Origin of the sequence: Parabacteroides distasonis (genome assembly GCF_004793765.1) — a bacterium.
GTDB lineage: Bacteria > Bacteroidota > Bacteroidia > Bacteroidales > Tannerellaceae > Parabacteroides > Parabacteroides distasonis_A.
The window spans coordinates 76926-101558 of sequence record NZ_SRYM01000008.1 but is presented as its reverse complement, the minus strand read 5'-3'; the positions used below and the strand labels follow the sequence as shown (position 1 = coordinate 101558).

15 protein-coding genes and 2 pseudogenes are annotated in these 24633 nt (G+C 45.7%); 5 read left to right on the top strand and 12 right to left on the bottom strand.

All coding sequences use genetic code 11. The features are described from left to right. Positions 1-2: 2 nt before the first annotated feature. The 3 genes from E5342_RS04645 to murB form a co-directional block, all read right to left on the bottom strand. On the bottom strand, positions 3-2384 hold the full coding sequence (locus E5342_RS04645) for an SLBB domain-containing protein (protein ID WP_121734596.1): 2382 nt from the start codon (positions 2382-2384) through the stop codon (positions 3-5). Between the two features lie 116 nt (positions 2385-2500). Then, complete coding sequence (locus tag E5342_RS04640; RefSeq protein WP_121734597.1) at positions 2501-3256, bottom strand: MBL fold metallo-hydrolase; 756 nt, start codon at positions 3254-3256, stop codon at positions 2501-2503. Further along, complete coding sequence (gene murB / locus E5342_RS04635) at positions 3256-4269, bottom strand: UDP-N-acetylmuramate dehydrogenase (protein ID WP_121734598.1); 1014 nt, start codon at positions 4267-4269, stop codon at positions 3256-3258. Before murB ends, E5342_RS04640 begins: the two co-directional genes overlap by 1 nt. Positions 4270-4369: 100 nt before the next feature. Between murB and E5342_RS04630 the strand changes: the two genes are divergently transcribed. The 3 genes from E5342_RS04630 (at position 4370) to upp (ending at position 6480) form a co-directional block, all read left to right on the top strand. Continuing rightward, positions 4370-5206 carry a hypothetical protein gene (locus tag E5342_RS04630; RefSeq protein ID WP_121734599.1) on the top strand — a complete coding sequence of 279 codons (837 nt, stop codon included), beginning with the start codon at positions 4370-4372 and terminating at the stop codon, positions 5204-5206. Between the two features lie 182 nt (positions 5207-5388). Then, positions 5389-5673: an HU family DNA-binding protein gene (locus E5342_RS04625; RefSeq protein ID WP_135958910.1), complete on the top strand. Its 285-nt coding sequence runs from the start codon at positions 5389-5391 to the stop codon at positions 5671-5673. Positions 5674-5826: 153 nt separating this feature from the next. Next, positions 5827-6480 (top strand): uracil phosphoribosyltransferase, encoded by a 654-nt coding sequence (upp, locus tag E5342_RS04620; RefSeq protein ID WP_121734601.1) that lies wholly within the window; start codon positions 5827-5829, stop codon positions 6478-6480. Between the two features lie 281 nt (positions 6481-6761). Here upp and E5342_RS04615 read toward each other — a convergent pair whose 3' ends face one another. The 8 genes from E5342_RS04615 to E5342_RS04580 all read right to left on the bottom strand — a co-directional run bounded on the left by E5342_RS04615 (position 6762) and on the right by E5342_RS04580 (position 21380). After that, the gene (locus E5342_RS04615; RefSeq protein ID WP_135958909.1) at positions 6762-10229 is read right to left on the bottom strand and encodes a DUF1080 domain-containing protein; all 3468 of its coding nucleotides are present in this window, start codon (positions 10227-10229) and stop codon (positions 6762-6764) included. Positions 10230-10241: 12 nt separating this feature from the next. Next, the gene (locus E5342_RS04610; RefSeq protein WP_005862206.1) at positions 10242-11498 is read right to left on the bottom strand and encodes a Gfo/Idh/MocA family oxidoreductase; all 1257 of its coding nucleotides are present in this window, start codon (positions 11496-11498) and stop codon (positions 10242-10244) included. Between the two features lie 145 nt (positions 11499-11643). Continuing rightward, positions 11644-13044 carry a Gfo/Idh/MocA family protein gene (locus E5342_RS04605; RefSeq protein WP_135958908.1) on the bottom strand — a complete coding sequence of 467 codons (1401 nt, stop codon included), beginning with the start codon at positions 13042-13044 and terminating at the stop codon, positions 11644-11646. Positions 13045-13156: 112 nt separating this feature from the next. Then, complete coding sequence (locus tag E5342_RS04600) at positions 13157-14848, bottom strand: RagB/SusD family nutrient uptake outer membrane protein (RefSeq protein WP_121734605.1); 1692 nt, start codon at positions 14846-14848, stop codon at positions 13157-13159. Positions 14849-14862: 14 nt separating this feature from the next. Further along, entirely contained in the window at positions 14863-18165 is a 3303-nt protein-coding gene (locus E5342_RS04595; protein WP_135958907.1) for a SusC/RagA family TonB-linked outer membrane protein, read from the bottom strand. 78 nt (positions 18166-18243) lie between these two features. Further along, positions 18244-19266, bottom strand: a complete 1023-nt coding sequence (locus tag E5342_RS04590; RefSeq protein WP_121734790.1) for a FecR family protein — start codon at positions 19264-19266, stop codon at positions 18244-18246. A gap of 81 nt (positions 19267-19347) precedes the next feature. Continuing rightward, entirely contained in the window at positions 19348-19950 is a 603-nt protein-coding gene (locus E5342_RS04585; protein ID WP_135958906.1) for an RNA polymerase sigma-70 factor, read from the bottom strand. A 164-nt stretch (positions 19951-20114) separates the two neighbouring features. Next, positions 20115-21380 carry a DEAD/DEAH box helicase gene (locus E5342_RS04580; protein WP_135958905.1) on the bottom strand — a complete coding sequence of 422 codons (1266 nt, stop codon included), beginning with the start codon at positions 21378-21380 and terminating at the stop codon, positions 20115-20117. A 439-nt stretch (positions 21381-21819) separates the two neighbouring features. Here E5342_RS04580 and E5342_RS19595 point away from each other — a divergent pair. Beyond that, positions 21820-22000, top strand: a pseudogene (locus E5342_RS19595) (site-specific integrase); the annotation flags it as partial. A 1-nt stretch (position 22001) separates the two neighbouring features. Here the strand turns inward: E5342_RS19595 and E5342_RS04570 are convergent. Further along, a pseudogene (locus tag E5342_RS04570) lies at positions 22002-22253 on the bottom strand (hypothetical protein); the annotation flags it as partial. Between the two features lie 523 nt (positions 22254-22776). Here E5342_RS04570 and recQ point away from each other — a divergent pair. Continuing rightward, positions 22777-24612: a DNA helicase RecQ gene (gene recQ, locus E5342_RS04565; protein WP_121734611.1), complete on the top strand. Its 1836-nt coding sequence runs from the start codon at positions 22777-22779 to the stop codon at positions 24610-24612. Positions 24613-24633 lie beyond the last annotated feature (21 nt).

Below are 24633 nucleotides of genomic sequence, written 5' to 3'. Positions count from 1 at the left end.
GATTAGTTTTTAATCATGTTAACAATAGAGGTAATCATAGCAGCCATAGAAGTAGCGGAGCTACTGATACTCATGATCTCAGCCAAGCTTCGGCGCTCACGTTGCGTCTTCGTCGGAACTACGATCTCACAGCCTGGCTCCACTTTCGGATAACGCTTGAAAAAGATAGCGGTACGTTTCGTTGTAGCGACCTTACCATTCATATAGATTACGATCGGATACCTACGTGCGATATCATTATAACCACCGGCTTGAGACAAGCAATCCGTAACCGACATACCTTTCGTGTAGGTCACGCTGTTTGGATAAGTCACGGCTCCGCTCATCTTCACCGTACTTTGCATCTGCGGGATATAAAGCTCATCGCCGTCACGAAGCACAACGTCATCGATACTACCCGGGTTTGCCAACGCTTTCTCTAAATCAATACCTACGGAATAGTCCTTCACATTCATCAACGCTACACCGATGGAATCCCGGCTTTGCTTATTCGCCTCACTTAAAGCCAGAAGGGTTTCCATGCGTTTCAATTCATCTTCTGTCAACTGACGTTTCAAGCTAGCACCTTTTACATAAGACTCTGGGGTAACGCCTCCCGCTTTCGCGATAATATCACTCAAGCGAGCGTTCTTCGTAGCCAATACATAGCTACCAGCAAAAGTGATCTCGCCGTTCACCTTCACGACCTGTTGTTCATGATACCCCGGGGAGAAACGAACATAAACCTCATCGAACGGCTCCAATGTGAAGATCGTATCTCCGGCATTCAACTTGAAGTCCTCACTCAACGAGAACTCATATACATCGGCGATCCGGTTGACATTTTGATCAGAACTAGGATCTTTTACACGACGGGCCACCTCAACATTAATAGAAGAAGCGGACTCTCTTAACCCCCCGGCCATCATGATAGCGTCCTCTATTGTCAAATTATGACGATACGGAAGCACCGTATCCGGATAATTCACGGCTCCGCCAACCTTGATCGTATAAGGTTCACGCAAATCAAATAAGGAAGGAATGCTTAATTGGTCTTCCGCTTGCAACTCTACATCCGGAGCAGTACCGTTCAAGATACCACGAATATCCACGGCGATCATCGTAGTCGTGAAATCCGGATTCAAACGGGTAATCAAGGCACGACCGGCGAACTCGTCTCCCTTAAGACCCGCCGCCTGTTTTACCAATTGCTTTACCGTATGAACCGACGTACTTAACTCATATTCTCCCGGACGCCATACAGCTCCCGTCACGATCAAACGATTCTCATAAAAAGGAATAACAGAATCTACCTGCAAAGAATCACCATCCTGCATCACGAAAGAAGCGAACTTATCCTCCGAAACCGTAGAGATCTGATAACGACTATCCGATTTACGTTTCACTTGTACGTCCTTCGTATAAGCGTCGCCGGTAAATCCGCCGGCCATATCCAGCAATTGCTTCAAGGTCTCGCCCTTGCGCAACTCAAAAATGCGATTACGTTTCACCTTACCTCGAACCACCGCTAACTGGTCGTAAGGGCCTACCATAATCATATCGTTCTCCTCCAAGCGGACATTCGTCGTATACTTTCCGTTCAATAAATAATCATATACGTCAAGATTAGCGATTTCCTTGCTATTGCGATATACCTTGATGCTACGCAAAGAACCGATCTTATTCACACCACCGGCGGCATACAACGCATTAAATAGTGTGGCGAATGAAGGCAATGTATACGTACCGGGAGCGACTACCTCGCCGACAATATTCACCTTCATGCTACGAATCTGGCTCAAGCTGACGGAAACAAAGGTATTCCCCTCTCCCGAACCAGACAGTGTAGACATAATCTGGCTCAACTCCTGACGCAGACGAGTCTCAGCGCCAGCGATCGTCAATCCACTGACCGACACCGGACCTAAGTTAGGAACAAGGATCGTACCGTCCGGAGAAATCTTTAATTTCAAGTTTAACTCGGAATCTCCCCATACATTAATCAACAACTCGTCACCGGCGGAAAGCACATAATCCTTAGGTGTAGGGATGTTTAAATCCGGGGCAAAAGACAAGTTCTTATTCGAGAAGATTTCATGCCCGAATACGGTATTCTCCAAAGCCGAAGCAGGAAGATTATTTCTACGTTGGGCTTCTAAGGATTGTCCTTCATCGATTACCGGCATTACCCGGTCGCTAACCTTCGCATCAGTAGCGGTAGCTTGAGATCTGGCCGCTGCTCCCTCTTCTTGTTTCATACGCTTGGCTAATTCCTGCTGGATCTGTGTCTCCGACATTCCAGCGGCTTTGGCCTTGTCAATTAAGTCTTGCGGAACCTGCGCATACACAGATCCCGACAGCAATAAGCAACATACGCATAGTACGTTCTTAAACGATAAATTCATACAGTCTATTATTGTTTTTATTATATACCACCCCTGCTATAAGCGACTAACTTAAAAAAGCAGCTATTCTCTAGATTTTCAGCTGGCAAAGATAAAGAATCTTTTTTATATATGGCTTAAAAAGTCACCGTTAATCCATCATATGAGTAATGTACATGTGGAGGTAACTCTTTTTCAACGATCGCATGCAACCCTATACGATGACTCATATGGGTTAAATAGGCCTCCTTGGGCTGGATACGGGATATATTCGCCAAGGCTTCCTCCAGACTCTCATGCGATTGATGCTCTCCCTTTCGAAGAGCGTCAATAACCAAAACATCAAGGTTTTCCAACTTAGCGTACTCTTCTTCAGGAAGATATTTAAGGTCGGTCAAATAAGCCATATTACCGATACGGAAACCTAAGATCGGCAGCTTAGCGTGCATTACACGGATGGGAGTGATCATGACACCGGCGGCCTCAAACGGTTTCGTCCCAATCGTATGCAAGACCAAATTAGGCACTCCCGGATATTTATGCTCCCGGAACACATAAGGAATACGAGTCTTTATCGCCTCCACGACATTGTCTTCCGCATAAATATCCACATCCTTATACCGGCCAAAAGGACGTAGATCATCTAAACCACCTACATGATCGTAGTGCTCATGGGTCACTAAAACGGCGTCAAAATAGTAAATCTTATTGGTTATCATCTGCCAACGGAAGTCCGGACCACAATCGACCAATATCCGTTTCCCTTCCGTCTCTACCAAGATCGAGGCCCGTAGACGCCAATCACGGGGATCTTTACTTGTACACACCTCACATTGGCAACCTATCTCAGGATTGCCCGTAGACGTTCCTGTTCCTAAAAAAACGATTTTCATTATCCGACATATTTAACCTCAGGCATAAGCTCTATACCGAAACGATCTTTTACGGCGGTACGGATACTCTCCGCGACCAACGCGATCTCATGCCCCCGGGCATCTCCTAAATTCACTAATACCAAGGCTTGTTTCTCGTAAACACCTACCGGCCCATGGTTTTTACCCCTAAACCCACATTGCTCGATCAACCAACCTGCCGGGACCTTGATCTTTCCTTCCGAAGCGGGATAAGACGGAATTTCCGGAAATTGCTTTTTCAATTTCTCAAAATGCTCTGCCGTAATTATCGGGTTCATAAAGAAACTGCCCGCATTGCCTAATACTTCCGGATCGGGAAGCTTCTGCCTGCGAATCGTTATGACGGCCTCCCGGATCGTTTCCAAAGTAACTTCCGGATATTTCGTCAACTCCTCCTTTAAGTTCCCATAATCAACCGAAAAGCTAGGGTTCTTGGATAGTCGGAGCGTGATATAAGTTATGATGTGCGGGTCATGATGCTCATTCTTGAAATAGCTATTACGATACCCATATTCACAATCCGTATTCGTAAAAGTCCGTTTCTCGAATGTCAATTGGTTATAAGCCTCCACGCTCTCCACCACATCCTTGATCTCCATGCCATAAGCCCCGATGTTCTGGATGGCGGCAGCACCCGCCTCGCCGGGTATCAAAGAAAGATTCTCTATACCTCCCCAACCTTTCGATACGGCGTACGCCACGACATCATCCCAGATCTCCGCAGCCCCGACACGAAGCGATACATACTCGTCCGTTTCCGCCGAGATAGAAATCCCCTTGATTCGGGAATGGATGATAATACCATTATAATCGTTGATGAACAATAGATTGCTCCCGCCTCCTATATGCAAGGATAAACATTCCTGAAAGTATTCATCATGTAAGATTCGTTGCAACTCCTCCTCCGTCTCATACTCCATGAACCAACGTGTCTTTACCGGGAGATGGAACGTATTGTGTTTCTCCAACGAATAATTCTGCTCTATTCTCATCGTCTATTTTATTTTTAGGGCAAAAGTAGTCATAAATAACTCATCCGCAAATTATGTAGTTCCGGATTTTTTCAGTAGATTTGTATAATAAGTTGATCATATGGATGAGAACACGTCCGGCATATCCGGTGAAATACAGAAGATGATCCTCGACAAGTTAAGCACGTTCAATCGAGGAAAAACGTCAGACAAAGGGCGGTATTACATTCTTTTGCCTACCTCAAAGACCTTATATTATACGCTTTGGTTCTTTACGCCTTTGGCCACTTATCATCCGACAGTCTACTTGGCGAACCTCGATTTGAATGCCATCAGCTCGGTGAACAAGGCAATTAAGATGGTAAACAACTCCTTTCTACCTTTATACATAACAACGGATATTAAAGGCTCTCCCGATAATGGAGACGATATTATTTCTTTCGGCAAATACAGAGGATACCATTTGCATGACATCTATACGATCGATCCCCGATATGTCGTTTGGATAGCCGATAAATACGAGCCTCACGTAAAAAGCGAGATGCGTTTTAAAGAGTTAGCCGTGACCTACAGTAAAATCTACCTCGACTTACAGACCTGTAAAAAATATAAAATGCCTGTAAGCCGCTTTGTAGGAACTCCTGGAGAAAAATTGAGCGATTTGAAGTTAACAATCACTAAAGTCCGCATAGAAGACGATCCTTACAAGACTCAGATTATCCGTGGTACCGAATATTTCTATGTAGACCAATTACTCACGGCCGTGGACATCGCCGGGAATTACTTTTTATTGAGGATAAAAGCGAAAGATCGTAGTCTCACCACGCAGACATTGCCACCGGGCGCTCATGCTTTCGAAGTAGGGGAAAAATTGACTTTGACTTCCGCTAAGGTCTTAAAACATATAGAATCCCGTACTATTAAGTACACACGAATCGGGTATATCAAGATTCAATAAATGTTCCGAAATTCGCAAACTGACACATTATTAACATTTTTTGTTCTTAAAAATGTAACAAACACCCGCAGGCCTTGTTTAATAAGAAACTCATATGCAAATGTATCTTTGCAAAACGTAACTAGAAAACCAGTATCAAAGTGTACATTTGTAGTGTTTAACAATTTAAAAAATTTGCATTTATGAACAAAGCAGAACTTATAGAGGCTTTAGCAGACAAGACCGGGTTACAAAAGCAAGAAGCAAAGAAAGTATTGGATGCTTACATTGAGATCGTAACAGAGCGTATGTCTGAGAATGAAGAAATCGTACTTGTCGGATTTGGAACACTGATCCCAAGACCGCAAACAGAACGTCTTGCCAGAAATCCAAAAACAGGCACTCCGGTAATGATCCCCGCTCGTACGACCGTAAAATTCAAACCGGGTAAATTCCTCCTAGAGGCGATAAATGCCCACTTGAAATAACAAAGTCACTGAAGACGTAGCAAAAATATCCCCGGCAAGGGGATAAAAAATCATAAGTATGAAATCTTTCATTATAATAAGTATGAATGGAAAATTTCGTACTTATGATTTTTAGTGTCCGGAAATGATTACTTTTGGGCTCAAAAAAGACTCATGAGAATCGTTAATCTTGGAGACACCAATTCCATATTAAACAAGTTCGTAGCCGAGCTTAGAGATGTAGACATACAAAAAGACAGTCTTCGCTTCCGTCGCAACATTGAGCGTATCGGAGAAATCATGGCTTACGAGATCAGTAAGGAATTTCATTACAGTACGAAAGACGTCCAGTCCCCGCTAGGTATAGCCCCGATGAATACGCCGGACGATCCAATCGTGATCAGTACGATCTTGCGTGCTGGGCTTCCATTCCACCAAGGTTTCCTTCGGTATCTGGATAATGCGGAGAACGCTTTCGTATCCGCTTACCGCAAATATAAAGACCGTTTGAATTTCGAGATCCATATCGAATATATCGCCTCTCCCCGCTTAACAGGTAAAACCTTGATCATTTCCGACCCGATGTTGGCTACCGGGAGCTCTATGGAATTGGCGTATGAGGCACTGCTGACCAAAGGAGTACCCGACCATGTACACGTAGCCTCTATCATCTCAAGCAAACAAGCCTTGGAATACTTGCAGAAAAATATGCCGGATGACAAGACTACAATCTGGATCGCCGCATTAGACAACGACCTCGACGATCATTCTTATATCGTCCCCGGATTAGGCGATGCCGGAGATTTAGCGTTCGGCGAGAAAGAGTAATTAGAAACGCATTTATTCTCTGTTGGATACAACTCTATCCTTCGTTCGCCGTCACTGAACGGTCATTCGGCGACGGCGAATATATGTTCAGCGACAGCGAATGATCGTTCAGTGACGGCGAACGAAGGATATACAAGGACATAACGGACTTTACATATAGAAAGATCAAAGTTTATATGCTTATGATGAGATGTTTTTATATGGCAAGAATAAAACGTATAAAAAAAGATCACCTCCCTTGGACAGGAAGTGATCTCTTTTTATCTCAACAAGCGCCCCGCTTATTTCAACTCCTTGATACGGATATTACAGAATTTGACAGGAGAACCATGCCCTAAGAAACCGATATGGCCTTTCTTGTTGAACAAGCCCGGATGCTCTTTTCCATCCGGCGTACCGTTCTTCACGGCATCCCGAATATTTCCATCCAAGATTACGACTCCATTCACCGTCACGCGGATATGATCGCCATCCGCCACGATCTCTTCCGTATTCCATTCTCCAACCGGCTTGAACGCTTTCGGATGATCCTCACGGGCGGGAATGATACCGTATACGGAACCGTGATGTTGCAGCGGAGTGATGTTTCCTTGGTAAATAGGATGTTCACAATCCAAGACCTGCACTTCCATACCTACATATGCTGCGTCTCCTTCCATCGGAGTACGGATACCGACACCGTTATTAGCTCCCGGTGTTAACTGGAAGTCAAAACGATAGATAAAGTTTCCGTATTCCTTCTTGGTGTACAGATTACCTCCGAAGCTACTGCTTGGAACCATAGAGATACAGCCATCCTCCAAGATATAATCAACCGTATTTCCCGTCCATTCATGCATATTCGTTCCGTCAAACAAAACCTTGAAACCCTCTTTTTCCTCTTCAGGAGACAATCGGAACGGTTCTTGTTTCTCCAACTCCTTCACGTAGATATTACGGTAATAAACCTTGCTGCCATGCGCTTGCATCTCGATTTGCTCTACCGGGAAAATCGGAAGCTTGCGATCCCAATAGTTTTCCAAAATCACGTTATCTACCACTTTTTCTCCGTTCAAGACAACCGTCACACGGTCACCAACCATCTTAATATAGAAGGAATTCCATTCACCTAGTTTATTATCGGCCACTTTCGAAGGCTTGCTCTCGTTTACCTGATTGTTATACAAGCCTCCGGAACCTACTTGCGCACCGACATTTACCCGAGAAGTATCCCAGATCTGGACTTGAGGAGTACCACGCAGATAAATACCGGCATCAGCCTCAGGGCCTTTCGGATCCAACATCCAATCCACATACATCTCGAAATCACCATATTGCTTTTCCGTACATAGGTTATCGTACCCAGTACCGTCAAATACTAACAGGCCGTTCTCTACTTTCCAGTCACGACGCATATTCTCATCTGCCTTCTCCTGCGCTTTCGCCAATTGAGCCGGTTTCATTTTGGCGCGGGCGATCGGATTCTCGACCAGACCTTTCCAGCCCGTTAAATCCTTACCATTAAAGATAGAGACAAATCCGACCTCGTCCGGCATCGCATCCAAATGTTGCTTCAAGGCATCGATATCATAACGAGCGTCTTCCCCGTCGAACATGGTCAAAACACGTTTCAAGATTGCCTTCACATTGTCACCCTTATATTCCGGATGGTTACGAGCGATATTCCAAACCGCATAAACAGCCGCAGAACGAACAGCCGCATCGCTTGAATCCAAGAATTCCGACGCATACATCAATGCCAAGAAGGTATCCGCCCGTTGGATCTGACGTAAAATAAGAGCCTTTTGCTCGCTCGTCCGGGCGATCTCCATGACTTTCCGCAAGCTCAACAAACGATTCTCTCCCGTAAATGCCGGATTAGATACCAATTGCACATAACGCTTTAACGCCCTATCGAATACTTGATCGGAAGCGGCGGATTGGCAAACCGTAAATAGTTCATCGGCAGCCTCAATACCCTTCCACGCCAACAAAGCGTCAAGAGCCGCATCCTTGGCCGCTCCATTCCCTTTATTCAATCCTTCCACGATCGTAGCCAAAGCCTCTTTCTCGCCAGTCGCTGATAAGACCTTATAATAAAGATATCTCTTGCCGTCTCCCGCTTGTATCATACGACGATTCACGCTAGATACTTGAGTTGCCGCCGGTTGTTTAGAGATAGCGGCAATGATCGCATCTTGAAGCGGAGCGATAGCGGAAGCCTCCGCAGTCTCCAACATTCCGCACAATAAAGTGAAATCTTTCTCAGACACTACATCTTTCAATGCGGTATAAGCGGCTTTCTTCACCTCCGTAGAGCCGGACTTAATCTGATCCAGTACCGTATTTAGATTCGCGTCGGCCATACGTATCGCCAACAGCTCCAAACCAGCGATTTTTCCGGCATCGGAAGCGGACGGGATCACTTTAGCGACTGCTTGGTCAATATCGCCGTTAAATGCCACCAAAGCATCTTGGCCCAATAAAATCACTTGCTTGTCATTGCTCTTCAACAAATCAGCCAGCACAGGAATGACACTCTTATCACCGATTTTAACCAAGGCCCAAACAGCGGCCTGTCGCACATCGAAATCCTTATCTTTCAATTGATCCAACAGAACTTGTCTCGCTGGTAGATCAAAACGAAGTTCCAGATTCTTGATCACGTCATGTTTAGACGGGCATTTGCTTTCACGGCCTATCCAGTTCAAGATATCCACCTTGACTTCCGGCTTCGCCTTTAACATGTGTTTCATGACCTCGATATAAACATTTTGATCAGCGAAACCCGAAGCGAAGTTCAAAGCCGCATTACGGTATCCCTTATCCGTATCTTTCAAAGCCGATAATAAATTCTTCGTAGCAGCTTCCGGCTTAGCGGCCAGTAGGATCTGAAGAGCGGCCTCACGGGTCTGTGTTATGCCTGCTTTCGCAGACTTCTTCAATAAATCATTCGCTGCTTTCTCCGCATCTTTGGTATCGCCTTGTTCAAGGACACGTTTTATCAAAGCGATATATGCCTCATTCGCCCCGGTCTTTTCCATTTTATAACCGGCTTTCTCGGCAACGGCGGCTAAATCACTCAGAGAAGCTTTAGAACCTACACGGCTCAACGCATAAAGAACCTCCTTCTGCATATTCTCATCGCTGGAGCCAAGCATCGCTTTCAATACATTTTCCGCATCAGCGATTTGCACGTCAGCGATCGCACGGATAATATCCTTTTGCGTCTTCGGAGTACCGGAGCGACGCATCAAGGAAGCCACCAAAATCTTCTTAGCGTTATCGGTACGGATAGCGGATAACGCACGGGCAGCGGGACCGCTTAGACTCTCATCGTTCAAATAGCTAGCCAGTGCTTCCACGCACTCATCTTTCCCTAACAGTTGAAGTTGCCGGATAATAAACGCTTTTGTCTCCCGGTCGCTCACCTTATCCAAAGCTTTCAAATATGCGTTGGCTGTTGTTAAACGGGCATTCTCCTCGCCTTTCGCCATTACGTAATGAGTCAGTCCGCTCAACGCATAGTCCACGTTCGAGTTACTGCCTTTTCCCGGAGCGTTAATCTTGTTAATCAACATCAAGACCCCTTCCTCGCCAGTGGAGCTTAGGTCATTAATTAATTTGTTATATTCAGCTTGTTGCTCCGCCGGCATCTGTGCCAGTACATCGGCGACGATCGTCTTCGATGTACGATTAGCCGGGCTTTGAGCCATTAACATACTACCGCACAACAATAAGCTGGCAATTGATATATATACTTTTTTCATATGTGTATGTGTTTAAATGTTCCAAGGCGCTCTCATCGGCTGATCCAACAAACGATTAGCTGCCTCATCATTAATAAATTCCAGTTTTACGGGATCAAAGTGAAGCGTACGATTCAAACGAAGGGCTACGGCACCCATATTCACGATCGTAGCGGAACGGAAGCCATTACGCTCATTCAAGGCAAAAGGCTGACGAGTCTTTACGCACTCGATAAAGTCGGTAACCTGTGGCTCAGGTTCGGGATAATCGGATAACTTTTTCTCCCAATCCGGGATATCACATACGAAATTCTTATAGACATTACCGTTCGGTCCGGAAATATAAGGTGTGTTCGGATCCCCGTAATCACCTCCCCAAAGTACGATCTGGCAACCATCCTCATAGGTGTACGTAATGGAACGCCAAGTACCCACAGCGTCCGGATGCTGTTGCGGAGCATCCACCTCTACCTTAACCGGGCTGGTATTATCTTTTCCTAGAAAATATTGTACAGGGTCAATATAATGCTGTCCCATATCCCCTAAACCACCGCCGTCATAATCCCAGTATCCACGGAATGTCTGATGCACACGATGCGGGTTATAAGGTTTGTAAGGAGCCGGGCCCAACCAGAAATCATAATCCAGCTCACTAGGCACCGATTGTGGTTCCAGATATTCTTTACCAACCCAATAGAACTTCCAGTCGAAACCAGTATGTTTGCTGATCGTTACCTTTAGAGGCCAACCCAACATACCACTTTGAACCAGTTTCTTCAAAGGTTTCACGGGAGTGCCCAATCCATAGAACGGGTCAGCGAAACGGAACCAAGTGTTCAAGCGAAACATACGCCCGTATTGCTTCACGGCTTCCATTACCCGTTTACCCTCTCCGATCGTACGGGTCATAGGCTTCTCGCACCAAATATCTTTTCCAGCTTTAGCGGCCTCGACAGACATGATACCATGCCAGTGAGGAGGCGTAGCTATATGAACGATATCTACATTGGGATCCAGAATCAAATCACGGAAATCATGGTATGCGGCAATCTTATCCTTTACCAACTGTTTTCCTAACTCCAGATGATTCTTATCAACGTCACACACGGCGACAAGACGAGTCCCGGCATAGTCCACATGTCCACGGCCCATACCACCTGTACCGATAATTCCTTTTGTCAATTGATCACTTGGAGCGATGAATCCATTACCCAACACGTGGCGCGGTACAATCGTAAATGCCGCGATTCCTCCAAGAGTCTTCAGGAAGTCTCTTCTGTTTGTCTTCATAGTACGAATTTAAAATTTAGATAGAATAGATTAACTTGAGTGACAAAAATAATCATAATACTTGAAGAGACAAGAAGAATGTATATAAAAAAGAAAAGGATGCCTTTAATAAAGACATCCTTCCCTAATATTTTATGAAAATCTATTACAAAGCAAACTGCGGCTTACGGTGAATCCATTGTCCGCGGGTGAAATCCGGGAAGTCTACCAAAGCACCGCCACGAGCGATTGACATCTCTGACAAACCCGAGATTGCGCTCCAAGCGGCAGCGTCATAGCAGTCCATTGGAGCCGGTTTCTTATTACGGATAGCGTCGATCAAGTCATACATCATGATAAAATCCATACCACCGTGTCCGGCCTCAGCGGCCTGGGCCTCCAGTGAAGACCACAGCTTGTGGTCGTACTTCTTAAACCAGTCATCCGCCGGATCCCAACGGTGAGGCTTTGATTTACCTTGGATATGTACACCATTGCCATCGTTCATCCACAATCCCTCAGTTCCTTGGATACGGAATCCCAACGAATACGGACGAGGAGAGTTTGTATCGTGTGTCACGATGATCGTTTGCCCGTTCGCGCACTTAATCATAGACGTAACAATATCACCCAAATTAAATTGAATCTTAGCGTACGGATGGTTCTCGCCACCATTATCCACGATAAACTTATGCAATCCGCGAGATTGAGTAGCCATAGCGGATAAAGAAAGGAAGCGGTTACCACGGTTTATATCCAAGCAATTCGCAACCGGTCCGATACCATGAGTCGGGTAAATATCACCGTTACGATGTACGGAGTGATTCGTACGCCATTGAGCCTCAGCGAAAGCCGTCGGCCCCATACGCAAATCACCACTACCGGGTTGATAGGTATAATGTTGTCCATCGTTGAACTTCACGTCACGCAAGTCATGCTCATAACCACAAGTACCATGCAAGATCTCACCGAACAAGCCTTGGCGAACCATGTTCAACGCAGCCATACAGTCACGACGATAACATACGTTCTCCATAATGTTCAGCTGGCTACCGGTAGCCTCCGATACGTTTACCAAATCCCAGCATTCCTCGATCGTATTAGCGGCGGAAACCTCCACACCAACATAAGGAACACCAGCTTTCATAGCGGCGACAGACATCGGAACGTGCCATTCCCAAGGGCTCGCGATGATCACGCAATCAAACTCCTCGTTGTTCAACATCTTCTCAAATTCACGATCACCTCCCTTATAAACTTTCGGAGCAGGCACATTAAATTTAGCGATATGTTTCAACGTACTATCGATCGGACCCTGTTGGATATCGCAAATCGCTACGATTTTATTGCCGGGGATCGCCAATACATTATTAATATGCTCATGACATCTAGAACCCGTTCCGATGAAACCGAAACGTAATTTACCATCATCTTTACCGGCTGTTTTTTTCTTTTGGGGTTCAGCGGCGGTTGTTGTAGCTCCGGCGTTTCCAGCCATTGCCAAACCTGCGGCGCCAATACCGGCGGCAGATACTTTCTTAAGGAATGAACGACGAGTGTTTTCCATATATTTTATAATTAACTTGTGTTTTTAAAGGATACAAAAATAAAAAATAATAGAGAATGTATCGTATATCCATAAAGAAAGTTTGGATATACGATACTATTTTCACCACTTATTACGGATTCTGGGTTAATGCACCCGGATAAGCGTTAATCTCGGACTGCGGAATATACTGTATAGCCAACGGGCTAGTAGCAGGGTACTCAGGTACACCGTCATGGAATCCCGGATAATGGCGTTTCATCGTATCGCCAACACGATACACGTCAAAACCACGGTCTGCCTCATAAGCTAATTCCAGCTGACGCTCTTTCATGATCAGCTCATGAGCATTGGTAGCGTCCAAAGACTTATATTCGGCGTTAGGTAAGGAACGGGTACGAACGGTATTCAAATCGGCTAATGCTTTCGGATAGTTTCCTAATTTAGCGCTAGCCTCGGCACGAATCAGGTAGAGCTCACCTAAGCGAGAGATAACCGGTGAATAAAGGTGGGGATAACCTTCTTGCTTAGAGCATTTATAACTATAGAATTTGGGATTACCCTGACTTTCCAGCATATAATAATCATAATCTCCAACATAAGTCTGACCCTTATAAACAATTGAATAACGTTTATTATCTACATCCACCGGTGTCAACGTATATTCCTCATCTTCCACCGTAGCGATCAACTTACCGCCAACTTCTTTCGTCTCGCCCTGGCGATACACATAACCGGATACCTTACCGTCCGTATACAAATTAGCAACAAAACGGAAAGCGGGGATCTGATTCCCATTCGCATCTTCCTTATATTGTGGATGAATAAATGCCTCACGTGCATCGGTTCCTTTTCCTGTCTCGTGCAACAAGTCCATATATTTAGCGCTGGCATACACCTCGCCCCAGCCTTGGCCATCGATCTCCGCATACATACTTCCTAAAGGACTACCCCAATCGCTCCAATCCGAAGCGACAAACTTCACGGCAAAAATAGTCTCTGATTGGGATGGGTCATCCGGTGCCAACTCATTGTAACGCATAAAATTACTACGATCCAGCAAAGAGAACTGTCCGCTCTCGATCACCGCATTCGCATAATTATACGACAACTGAGCATGTTCTTTGCTCGGATTCTCGAACGTACCACTCATATACATATAAACCTTGGCCAACAATGCTTGAGCCGCATATTTAGATGCATAAGCCGAAGATTTAAAACCGGACATCAACTCCTCCGCCTTCTTCAAGTCGGACACAGCCTGCTCATACGTGGCTTTCACGGAAGAGCGATCCGGAAGTTCCAAATTTTCCATATCTTCCGGCATACCATTAACAATAGGCACACCTAGATTCTTTTCCGGCTCTTGATAATAAGGACGACCAAATACACGACACAGATAGAAGTACATCATACCGCGCATATAATAAGCCTCTCCCAATTTCTGGTTCAGTTCAGCAGTCTCGCCCTCTTTGATCATTGTCATCAAGGAACTAGTCTGTGAGATAATATTATAAGCACTGTTCCAAACCGTGGAAAGACCACTGTTGTTAACGGTATGCTGATAAGTGAAATAAGTACCGAACGGATTGGTAGTCGGCTTATCCTTACATACGTTGTCACTGGGAAATTCTCCGCAATAGTGCAAATGTTCAGATGCCGTTTTCAGTTTAGCATAACAACCATTCAATAAAACATCAACCGCCGCATCTTTATCACCCATGATCTTGTCTTCCGTATACTTATCATAAGGCATACGCTCGATATCGCAGCTTGTTATAAACGTGGCCGCCGCAGCCAAAGCCACTATAGATAATTTTTTCATTATGATTTCTTTAATTAAAATGTTACATTTAAACCAAACATGAACTTACGTGCTTGTGGATACGGGGAGATAGCAACGCCAACTGATCCAGCCTTATATGCACTTCCAACCTCCGCAGGAAGTTCCGGGTCCACACCTGAGAAACCAGAGAGGACAAAGAGGTTCTCACCCGAGAAAGACAGACGTACATTATCCACGTATTGAATCTTCCAAGGCAACGTATAACCTAACGTCAAAGTACGTAAACGCAAGTAGCTAGCGTCCTCCAGATAACGGGAAGATCCCTTACTAGATTGGCTCTTATTTCCATATTCGGCCTTGGGGTGCGTAGCGATATCGCCCGGTTTTTCCCAACGGTTCCAATCATCTTTCAGATTCATCTGATTATAATTCACATAAGCTCCATCACTATCATACATTGAACGGTCGTAGTTATAAATCTTACCACCTACAGAGTAACCAAATACCGCAGAAAGATCGATGTTCTTCCATGATAAGTTCGTAGAGAAACCTCCATAAAAATCAGGGCTTGCCTTGCCTAAAATGGTCTGATGCTTGGAAGCATCGCTATAGCTGGAGGTTTTTACACGCTCGCCATTCTCGTTCGTGGTATACCATAAAGGAGAACCTGTCTCCGGATCTACACCGGCCCATTCCGTTCCGTACCAAGTATCCACATCTTGACCCGGTGTCAAGATCTTATCCATATAAATATAATAGCTTGAGCCTGCGTTGGAAGTGATGATCTCACTCTTGCCTCCGTACAGTTCCGTAACCTTATTACGGTTCAAGCCCAAGTTGGCCGCAACACTCCAGTTCCAATCACCACCTTTCAAGATATCCACATTCATAGCTACCTCAAAACCATTATTCTTAACAGAACCCACGTTACGATAGATACCCGTGATACCCGTCACACCTGGCAGCGGCACCCTATAAAGCAAATCCGTCGTCTTCTTGTTATAATAATCCAAATTGATTGTCAAACGGTCGAACAAGATGGCATCGATACCCACACCGGCCGTGTACGTCTTCTCCCAAGTCAAGTTCCTGTTTTCCTTCTGGCTGATTACCGCACCTGGATTTCCATCATATCCCGCAGACAAAGAGTACAAAGTATATTGTGAATATAATTCAGTAGGACGGTTTCCCACAGAACCATAGCTAGCACGTAATTTCAACTGTTGTACCCAATCCTTAGCCTTGAAGAATTCCTCTTGGTGGATATTCCAACCACCACTGATAGAGAAGAAATTACCATACTTGGCATCTTCTCCGAAATTAGAGGCACCATCTCGGCGGAAAGAGAAAGACAACAAATAACGGTTGTCGTACGCATAGTTTGCGTTAAACAAATAAGATTGTACAGCCCATTCCACCTGTGATCCTTTCACCTTCTTAGGAGTAGTCGCCACATCTGCTACAGAGAAGCCTGGAGCGAAGCTAGCTGCGGTCTGATCCTTGATCTCACGCGTGTAAGTATTCCATTCATACGCCAAGATCGCATTGATAGAATGTTTATCAAATACCTTGTTAAAACGAAGCAATTGGTTGCTGTACACTCGATAAGAAGAGGTCGTTTTGTCCTGCAACAAGCCATTGTCAGCCATTCCCGACTGAGAACGAGGATCTTGATAGCTCTTGAAAAGAGAGTTATTGTATTTATAGTTATTTACAGATGAGAAAGTCAACCAATCCGTGAACTTGATATCAAAGTCAAAGTTACCCATGAACTCATAGGAAGTCTTCTTATCATAGTTCCACTGTAAATCATATAAATAGTTGGTAGCATCGCTATTGATCCAATTGGTAGGTCTGTATTGCTGGATCAGCTCTCCATTCTCATCATACGGGGAATCCCAAGGGAAATGGGAGAACATAATAGCTCCCAAGCTTTGCTGTTGATCCATCACGTCACTACGAGTAGCCCATACTTTCGGCTTGATGGTCAACCAATCTGTCGCTTGATATTCCACATTGAAACGTAAGTTATAGCGGGTATAATCATATCCCTTCACGGCACCATCCTCATTATAGTATCCTACAGATGTATAAGTCTTGATTTTCTCAGAACCACCGGAAACGGATACATTATAATCTTGGGCGAAGCCTAGATGCGTACCTTCTTTCCACCAATCGAAGTTACGATTGCGCAAATCTTCCGTGAAATAACTTGGGATCGCATCTTGATTAGCGAATGATTTATAATAATCATACAACTCGGCTCCATTCATCATATCCATATTACCGCGATGCAACTGGTTCACACCCATCTTCACGGAAGCGTTGATCGTAGCTTTTCCGATCTTGCCTTTCTTTGTAGTCACCACGATAACACCATTAGCGCCTTGAGAACCATAGATAGCGGTCGAAGCGGCATCCTTCAAAATAGACATGGACTCGATATCAGCCGGGTTCAAGCTACCCGCATCCGTACCAACAATTACGCCATCCACGATCCAAAGAGGGTCCGTGCTACCATTTACCGTAGACTTACCACGGATCACGACCTTACCTGCCGCACCCGGCTGTCCACCACCGGACGTTACCTGCACGCCAGGAGCCTTACCAGACAACAAATTCTCAACCGTAGGGCTTGTGGCATCCAGCAACTTATCACTGCTCACCACTTGCATCGCACCCGTCAAGCTTTCCTTCTTTTGCACACCGTAACCAACAACAACAACCTCCTCAAGGTTCTGAGTGTCTTCCTTGATACGGATAGTCATCGGAGCGCTAGTCGCCTTAACCTCATGGTTCACATAACCGATGTAAGAAACGACTAAAGTAGCTCCTGCCGGAGCTTCCAAACTGAACTTTCCATCGAAATCGGTACTGGTACCGTTCGTAGTGCCTTTCACGAGCACGTTCGCACCGATTACCGGCTCACCAGTCACAGCGTCAACAATGGTACCTGAAATCGTAATTGTCTGCTGCGCCACCATTCTCTCCGCATTTCTCAATTCATTTGAATTAGAAGATGACTTGTAAACGACAATCCTATTGTTGTTTACAACAAAATCAGCATGCTGATTTTTCAGTGCTGTCATCAAAATCTCCTCGACCGAGCGGTTCGACATGTCGATTGAGATACGCTCATTCAGATTGATGTCATTGTTACGGATAAGGAACGTGTAATTGAATTTTTCCTCAATCAAATCGAAAAGTTCTTTTAATGTCGTACTTTCCATTTGAACAGACATCATTTGTGTCTGAAGTTCGGACGCTGAAACCGTACCGGGAATAAACGGCAGTCCCGCAAGCATACATGCGGCTACCATCATCTTACCGGTCTTCTTGAAATAGTTCATTTCCATTAAAGTTAGATTTAATAAATAATTTTCTCGTTTATATTATATTTCCACACTTATACCTTAGAATTAAGGTTTGCATTTTTATTTATCTTTGATAATAATCTCATCTCCCGAACGAGTCCACATATATTTGTGATCCACGTCCACCTCACGGAGGATCTTATCCAACGAATAATCTTTCGTAAAGCTACCGGAGAAGATTTCCTTTCTTAAAGGATCGCTCTCGACGCGAATACGTACGTTGAACTTACGTTCCAAATCCTTGGCGATACTCATGAAAGGTTGCTCGGAGAATTTCAGGCTACCGTCCATCCAAGAGAGCGCATCCTTGGCATCCACCTCGCTGACTTTTACCTTATTGGTCTCCTTATTAAAGCTTAGTTTCCGGTTTGGAGTCAAGGTTACATCGCCTGCGTGGACAACCTCATCCCGCAAGCTCACGTTTACTTTTCCCGATACCAGAGTGACATCGGTCGTTTCATCCATTCCGTAAGCCTTTACGTTAAAGCTAGTTCCTAGAACCTTGATATCCAACTTCTTTGATTTTACGATAAAAGGCTTAAGGGAATCCCGGGTAATCTCGAAGTAAGCCTCACCATCCAATTGCACGCTACGTCCGTTCGTATTGAAATCACTGCCATATCTCAACGTGGAACCTGCGTTGACCCAAACCACGGATTGATCCGGCAAAACGACTTTCGTTTGGGCTCCCATAGGAGTTGTCGTCTCAAAATAAGCCAAGGCGGCAGGTTTCGGCTGATTATGTCTCGTACCTATATAATAAGAGGCAGTCCCCACCGATACCACGATCAAGACCGAGGCGGCAACTTTACCTAGAAACCGAAAATTTAGCCAATGATTCTTTTCAGAAGGAATAGCGGGATCGATAAGTGTCCCGAAATGTTTTTGGAAATCGGCTTTCATATCAGAGGCAAACAAAGGTACATGCGCCGTCGCCCAACAATCCGCCATCTCGGAAAGGCACTGTTTATGAGCGTCATCCGTTTCCAACCATTGTAGTAATTCATTTCGCCCCTCCTCGGATATATCTCCCATGAGGTAGCTATAAATTAAATCTTCTATGTGCTTATTCTCTATTTCCATGATATTAACAAAGGAGCCGGTTTCTAACCCGGTTTCTATTATATACACATGTTTTAGAGATTCCGTTTAAGGAGAATCCAATTATTTTTCGAAAAAATTAAATATAAGTAAGAAAAGAGGGTAAAGGTCACCTAAAAGCTCACGCAACTTCGCCAAACCGATCTTAATCTGTACTCGTACCGTACTGGAACTGATATGATTTGTTATCGCTATTTCCTCATATGTCTTGTTATGGTAAAGATATTGCACGAAGATATCCCGGCATTTAGCGGGCAAGGAATCCACGGCACGATAGATTTTCTCCTCGAATTCCTTATTCTCCAGATAAGCCAACGGATGGGGGTCCGCATCTATCTGTAACTCTTGTATCGACAATAAGCTTTCTTGTACATCTGATAAAGGGACTTCTCGCTGGCATTTATCTCTTAAATAATTCAGGCAATAATTACGTACCGAACGAATTAAATAAGCGTTTACCGGATGTATTAACGCTGAATGATGATTCCATACATTCATGAAAACATCATTAACGATCTCACGTGCCGCCTCCGGATTATAGACATATTTAGTCGCTACGGCGCACAAGTACACGTAGAATGTCGTATATAATTGTTCAAATGCTTTGGCATCGCCATTATTGATTCGAGATATTATGTCCTCTTTTACAATCAGCACAAACGTCAACCCTTAAGTTTCACTCACTATTCAATTGCAAAAATAATGAAATATTCTAAAGGGATGCCATTCTTGTGGCACAACTTTGCCACGCTTATGGCACGGTTATGCCACCGGCGTGGCAAAGTCGTGCCATAAGCATGGCAACAGACGGCACAATACAACAACTTAGATCACTTAGAGGAATTGGCGGCACGTTTCTTGTTACGCCAGTAGTTGCCGTCACGTTTGCTTCCGAACATATTACGGCGTTTCGATTCTTGCTTGATCGCCTCCTTCCTCTCGGCAACGGCGGCTTTCACTTCCTTGGTCTCATACATATGACCACCCGCTACGGGAACTTCCTTGCCGATCAATTTCTGGATATCCTTCAACAATGGTACTTCCTCGACGTCGCAGAAAGAGAAAGCCACACCTTCACGGCCCGCACGCCCCGTACGCCCGATCCGGTGCACATAGGTCTCGGGTACGTTGGGAAGCTCATAGTTAATGACGTGCGTCAGATGATTCACGTCGATTCCACGGGCAGCGATATCCGTAGCGATCAGCACACGGGTCGTATGATCCTTGAAATTCGTCAAGGCACGTTGGCGAGCAGTCTGGCTCTTGTTGCCGTGTATCGCCTCCGCTCCTATCTCCGCTTTCGACAAGACACGGGCCACCTTATCCGCCCCGTGTTTCGTACGGGTAAAGATCAATACGGATTCCAGTTCCGGGTTCTCCAACAGGCTTTTCAGCAAGTTGATCTTCTCGGCTTTCTCGACGAAATAAACGGATTGGTCAATCGCGTCCACGGTCGATGAGGCCGGAGTCACTTCCACCTTTCGAGGCTCGCTTAAGATCGTACCGGCCAGACGTTCGATCTCGGAAGGCATAGTAGCGGAGAAGAACAAGGACTGGCGTTTCTTGGGCAAGAGCGGTAAAATACGTTTGATGTCATGGATAAAGCCCATGTCCAACATACGGTCCGCCTCGTCTAAAACGAAATACTCCAAGGTATCCAAGTGGATGAAGCCTTGTCCGATCAAGTCCAGCAGACGTCCTGGCGTAGCGATCAGGATATCAATGCCTCTTTCCAAAGCTTCCGTCTGGGGTTTCTGCCCCACTCCCCCGAATATCACCGTATGGCGTAATCCGGCGAAACGGCCGTAAGCGGCAAAGCTCTCTCCGATCTGGATGGCAAGCTCACGGGTAGGCGTAAGGATCAATGCCTTAATATCCCGTTTGTAACCTTTCTTCTTCTGGAGATATAACCGCTGGATAATCGGGATGGAGAACGCCGCCGTCTTACCGGTTCCTGTCTGGGCGCAACCCAATAAATCATAACCTTGTGAAACGATGGGAATCGCTTCTGATTGTATAGGTGTTGGAGTCGTGTAACCTTCTTGCACGAGAGCCTTACGTATCGGCTCTATCAAATCTAAATTTTCAAATGTCATTCTAAAATAGGGTGAGCCATCACGGCTCGTTATGTAAATAATGCGGGCAAAGATAGTAAGAATTCGTGAGATTCAGGCAGATTTTGGCGGAATAAAGTAAGTGGTTGGAGACTAAAGGAATTGGGTGTTGAATGACTGTATTCTTCCTTTCTCCAAAAAAGCGGGATGTCGAGGAGTTGTGAGGTAATTTTGCTACCTATCCGTTGCCTTTTTTAGTGTCGAACGACATCGAAAATGAAACGTGAAACCACCCTAATTTCGCCTCTGCCATCTCAAAAAAAACTTGTTTGCGAGAACAAAGATACGCATAATTTTCCGTGTATCGGCCAAATATGTCTATTGTTCTCTGTTTCAGGGTTCTGTTTCTATGTTCTGCCATATTTTTCATGCTGACAGATAACTCTATACCAGTTAATTTTGCAATTAAAAGTATAGAGCTATGAATCAAGAAGATGTAAGGGTTTCGTTCTACCTGAAAAAGAGCGAAGCGGATGAGCAGGGAGAGTGCCCGATTATGGGCAGGTTGAATGTAGGCAAGTATTCCGAGGCGGCCTTCAGCATGAAGATGACGGCTCCGGAATCGGCATGGCTTTCCGGTCGTGCCACGGGGAAGAGCGCAAGGTCAGTGTACGTGGTTTTGCCGTTCTCCTCGTATTTGAACTTGAATTTTTCTTTGTACTGTTCTGCGTCCTCTTTGAAGAGGGCATACCATCGGTCGATCTGGTCGAGCGTCTTGTAGAGCAAATCCTGCTGGCTCTGACAATAGATACGGTCATGTTCCGTAATCTTGTCCTCGTTTCTTACTTGTACGCTTAAGATGCCGGATAGCAGGTCGGGAATGTTTCCTCTTTTTGCAATGTTGTCGGTCTGCATAATCTTATTTTTTTTAGTTAGTCCGGCTTATGGGGCCGGAGTTCCCATAGTCGCAGGCTTAAAAGGTCGTGTTCAGGACATGCAAGGTTTTCGAGGGAAAATACCGCAAGCCCTCCGGGCGAGGATGATTTTCCCCGAAACCCGAAGGGCTTGACCTTGCAATGTCCGACAAGAACACGGACTACCTTTGCCTGTGGCTATGGAAACTACGGTCTCTCTATGACGAGTAGCTGCATTCTACTCCACAGAACATGAAATGATAAGATTTTAGATGGATTTCCGACTGAAACAGACTGCTTTTTCCGGAATAAATGTTACCTTTGTACCCAGTAAGAGAGTTATTTGAAAGCGTGAGAAACATGGTGTTCCACAGAGGCTTACTAATTTCTTATCCGTTGCCAACACCTCACGCGAATTCTTGTTAATCTACTTACAGTCAAATAAATAACATCAGACTGTATCAAATATAGGAAAACTTTATGATATAAACTATCTTCGCGCTTTTTATGCTCGGAAAAACAATATGAAAGAATTATTACTACTACTGAAAAAGTTCTTCGGATATACCTCCTTCCGTCCCTTACAGGCGGACATCATACAGCGTATTTTACAGAAAGAGGACTCGTTGGTACTAATGCCCACGGGTGGAGGCAAGTCGATCTGTTTCCAGCTACCGGCAATCTATCTGCCGGGTACGGCCTTGGTAGTATCTCCCTTAATCGCCTTGATGAAGGATCAAGTAGAGGGACTGATCGCCAACGGCATCCCGGCGGCGGCCTTGAACAGCATGATGCCGGAAGAGGAGCAACAACAGGTGAAGCAACTTTGCGTGCAAGGTAAGATCAAATTATTGTATATCTCCCCGGAACGGATCAAGGTGGAAGCGGATTGGTTCCTGCCTCGGCTGGACATCTCGCTCATCGCTATCGACGAGGCACATTGCGTATCGCATTGGGGACATGACTTCCGTCCGGAATACACACAACTGGCGATCTTGAAGGAGCGTTTCCCGAAAGTCCCGGTCGTGGCCCTAACCGCTACCGCCGATAAAATCACCCGGAAGGATATCATAGAGCAATTACGGCTTCGCACGCCCCAAACGTTCATATCGTCATTCGACCGCCCGAACATCTCCCTCACGGTACGCCGGGGGCTTAACAAGAAAGAGAAGATCGCCGCCATCGTCCATTTCATCCGGGGGCACCGGGAGCAGAGCGGTATCATCTATTGCATGCGCCGCAATGATACGACCGAGCTGGCCGATGAGTTGGCAATGTATAATATCAAGGCGATCGCCTACCACGCCGGCCTCCTGCCCGCCCAACGGGAACAGGCTCAGAACGATTTCATCAACGACCGGGTGGATGTCGTGTGCGCCACGGTAGCTTTCGGGATGGGTATCGACAAGAGCAATGTCCGCTGGGTCGTGCATTATAGCATGCCGGGGAGTATCGAGAATTACTACCAAGAGATCGGCCGTGCCGGAAGGGACGGGATGAAAAGCGATACCCTCCTGTTCTATTCCTTGAGCGACTTGATCGTACTTCGTCGTTTCGCCGAGGAGAGTGGCCAAAGCGAGGTGAACTTGGAGAAGCTAAACCGGATGAGACGGTATTGCGAGTCCGATATGTGCCGCCGCCGTGTCCTGCTCAGTTACTTCGGCGAGGAGGCGGACCATGATTGCGGCAACTGCGACGTGTGCAAGAACCCGCCACAACGCTTCGACGGCAGTGTCTTGATACAAAAAGCGCTGAGCGCCGTTATACGGACCGGCGAGCATGTAGGCATGCAAATGCTGATCGACATATTACGTGCCTCCGGTCGGGCGGAACTCCTAGAGAAAGGATACAACAAGCTGAAAACATACGGTGCCGGACGAGACCTCTCTTATAAAGAATGGAAGGAGTACATTTACCAGATGATCCAACTCGGATACATGGAGATCGACTACGCAGCCGAGCGTGTCTTGCGGATGACCCCGCTAGGCAGGCGTGTCCTGTACGGGGAGCAAAAGGCCCAGCTCGTCGTCTACCGGGAACCGGATGAGTTGGCACGTCCCGTCCGGAGGAACGAGCGGAAATCCTCCTTCAAGGCCCAACCGATCCGCCCGATCCGGTCCGCCTCCATAGATGAGACCTTGCTGGACTCTCTCCGCCAACTTCGCAAGCAAATCGCCGAGCGAGAACATACGCCGGCTTATATCATCTTCTCCGACGATTCCTTGGAAGACATGGTGGAGAAGAAACCTGTCACCTTGGATCAGTTTAGCGACATCCGGGGCGTGGGGCAAATCAAGCTGGACCGATATGGGAAGGTGTTCGTGGCCTTGATCCGGTTCGTGCTGAAACTACCTAAATAAGAAGAACACATGTTAATACGT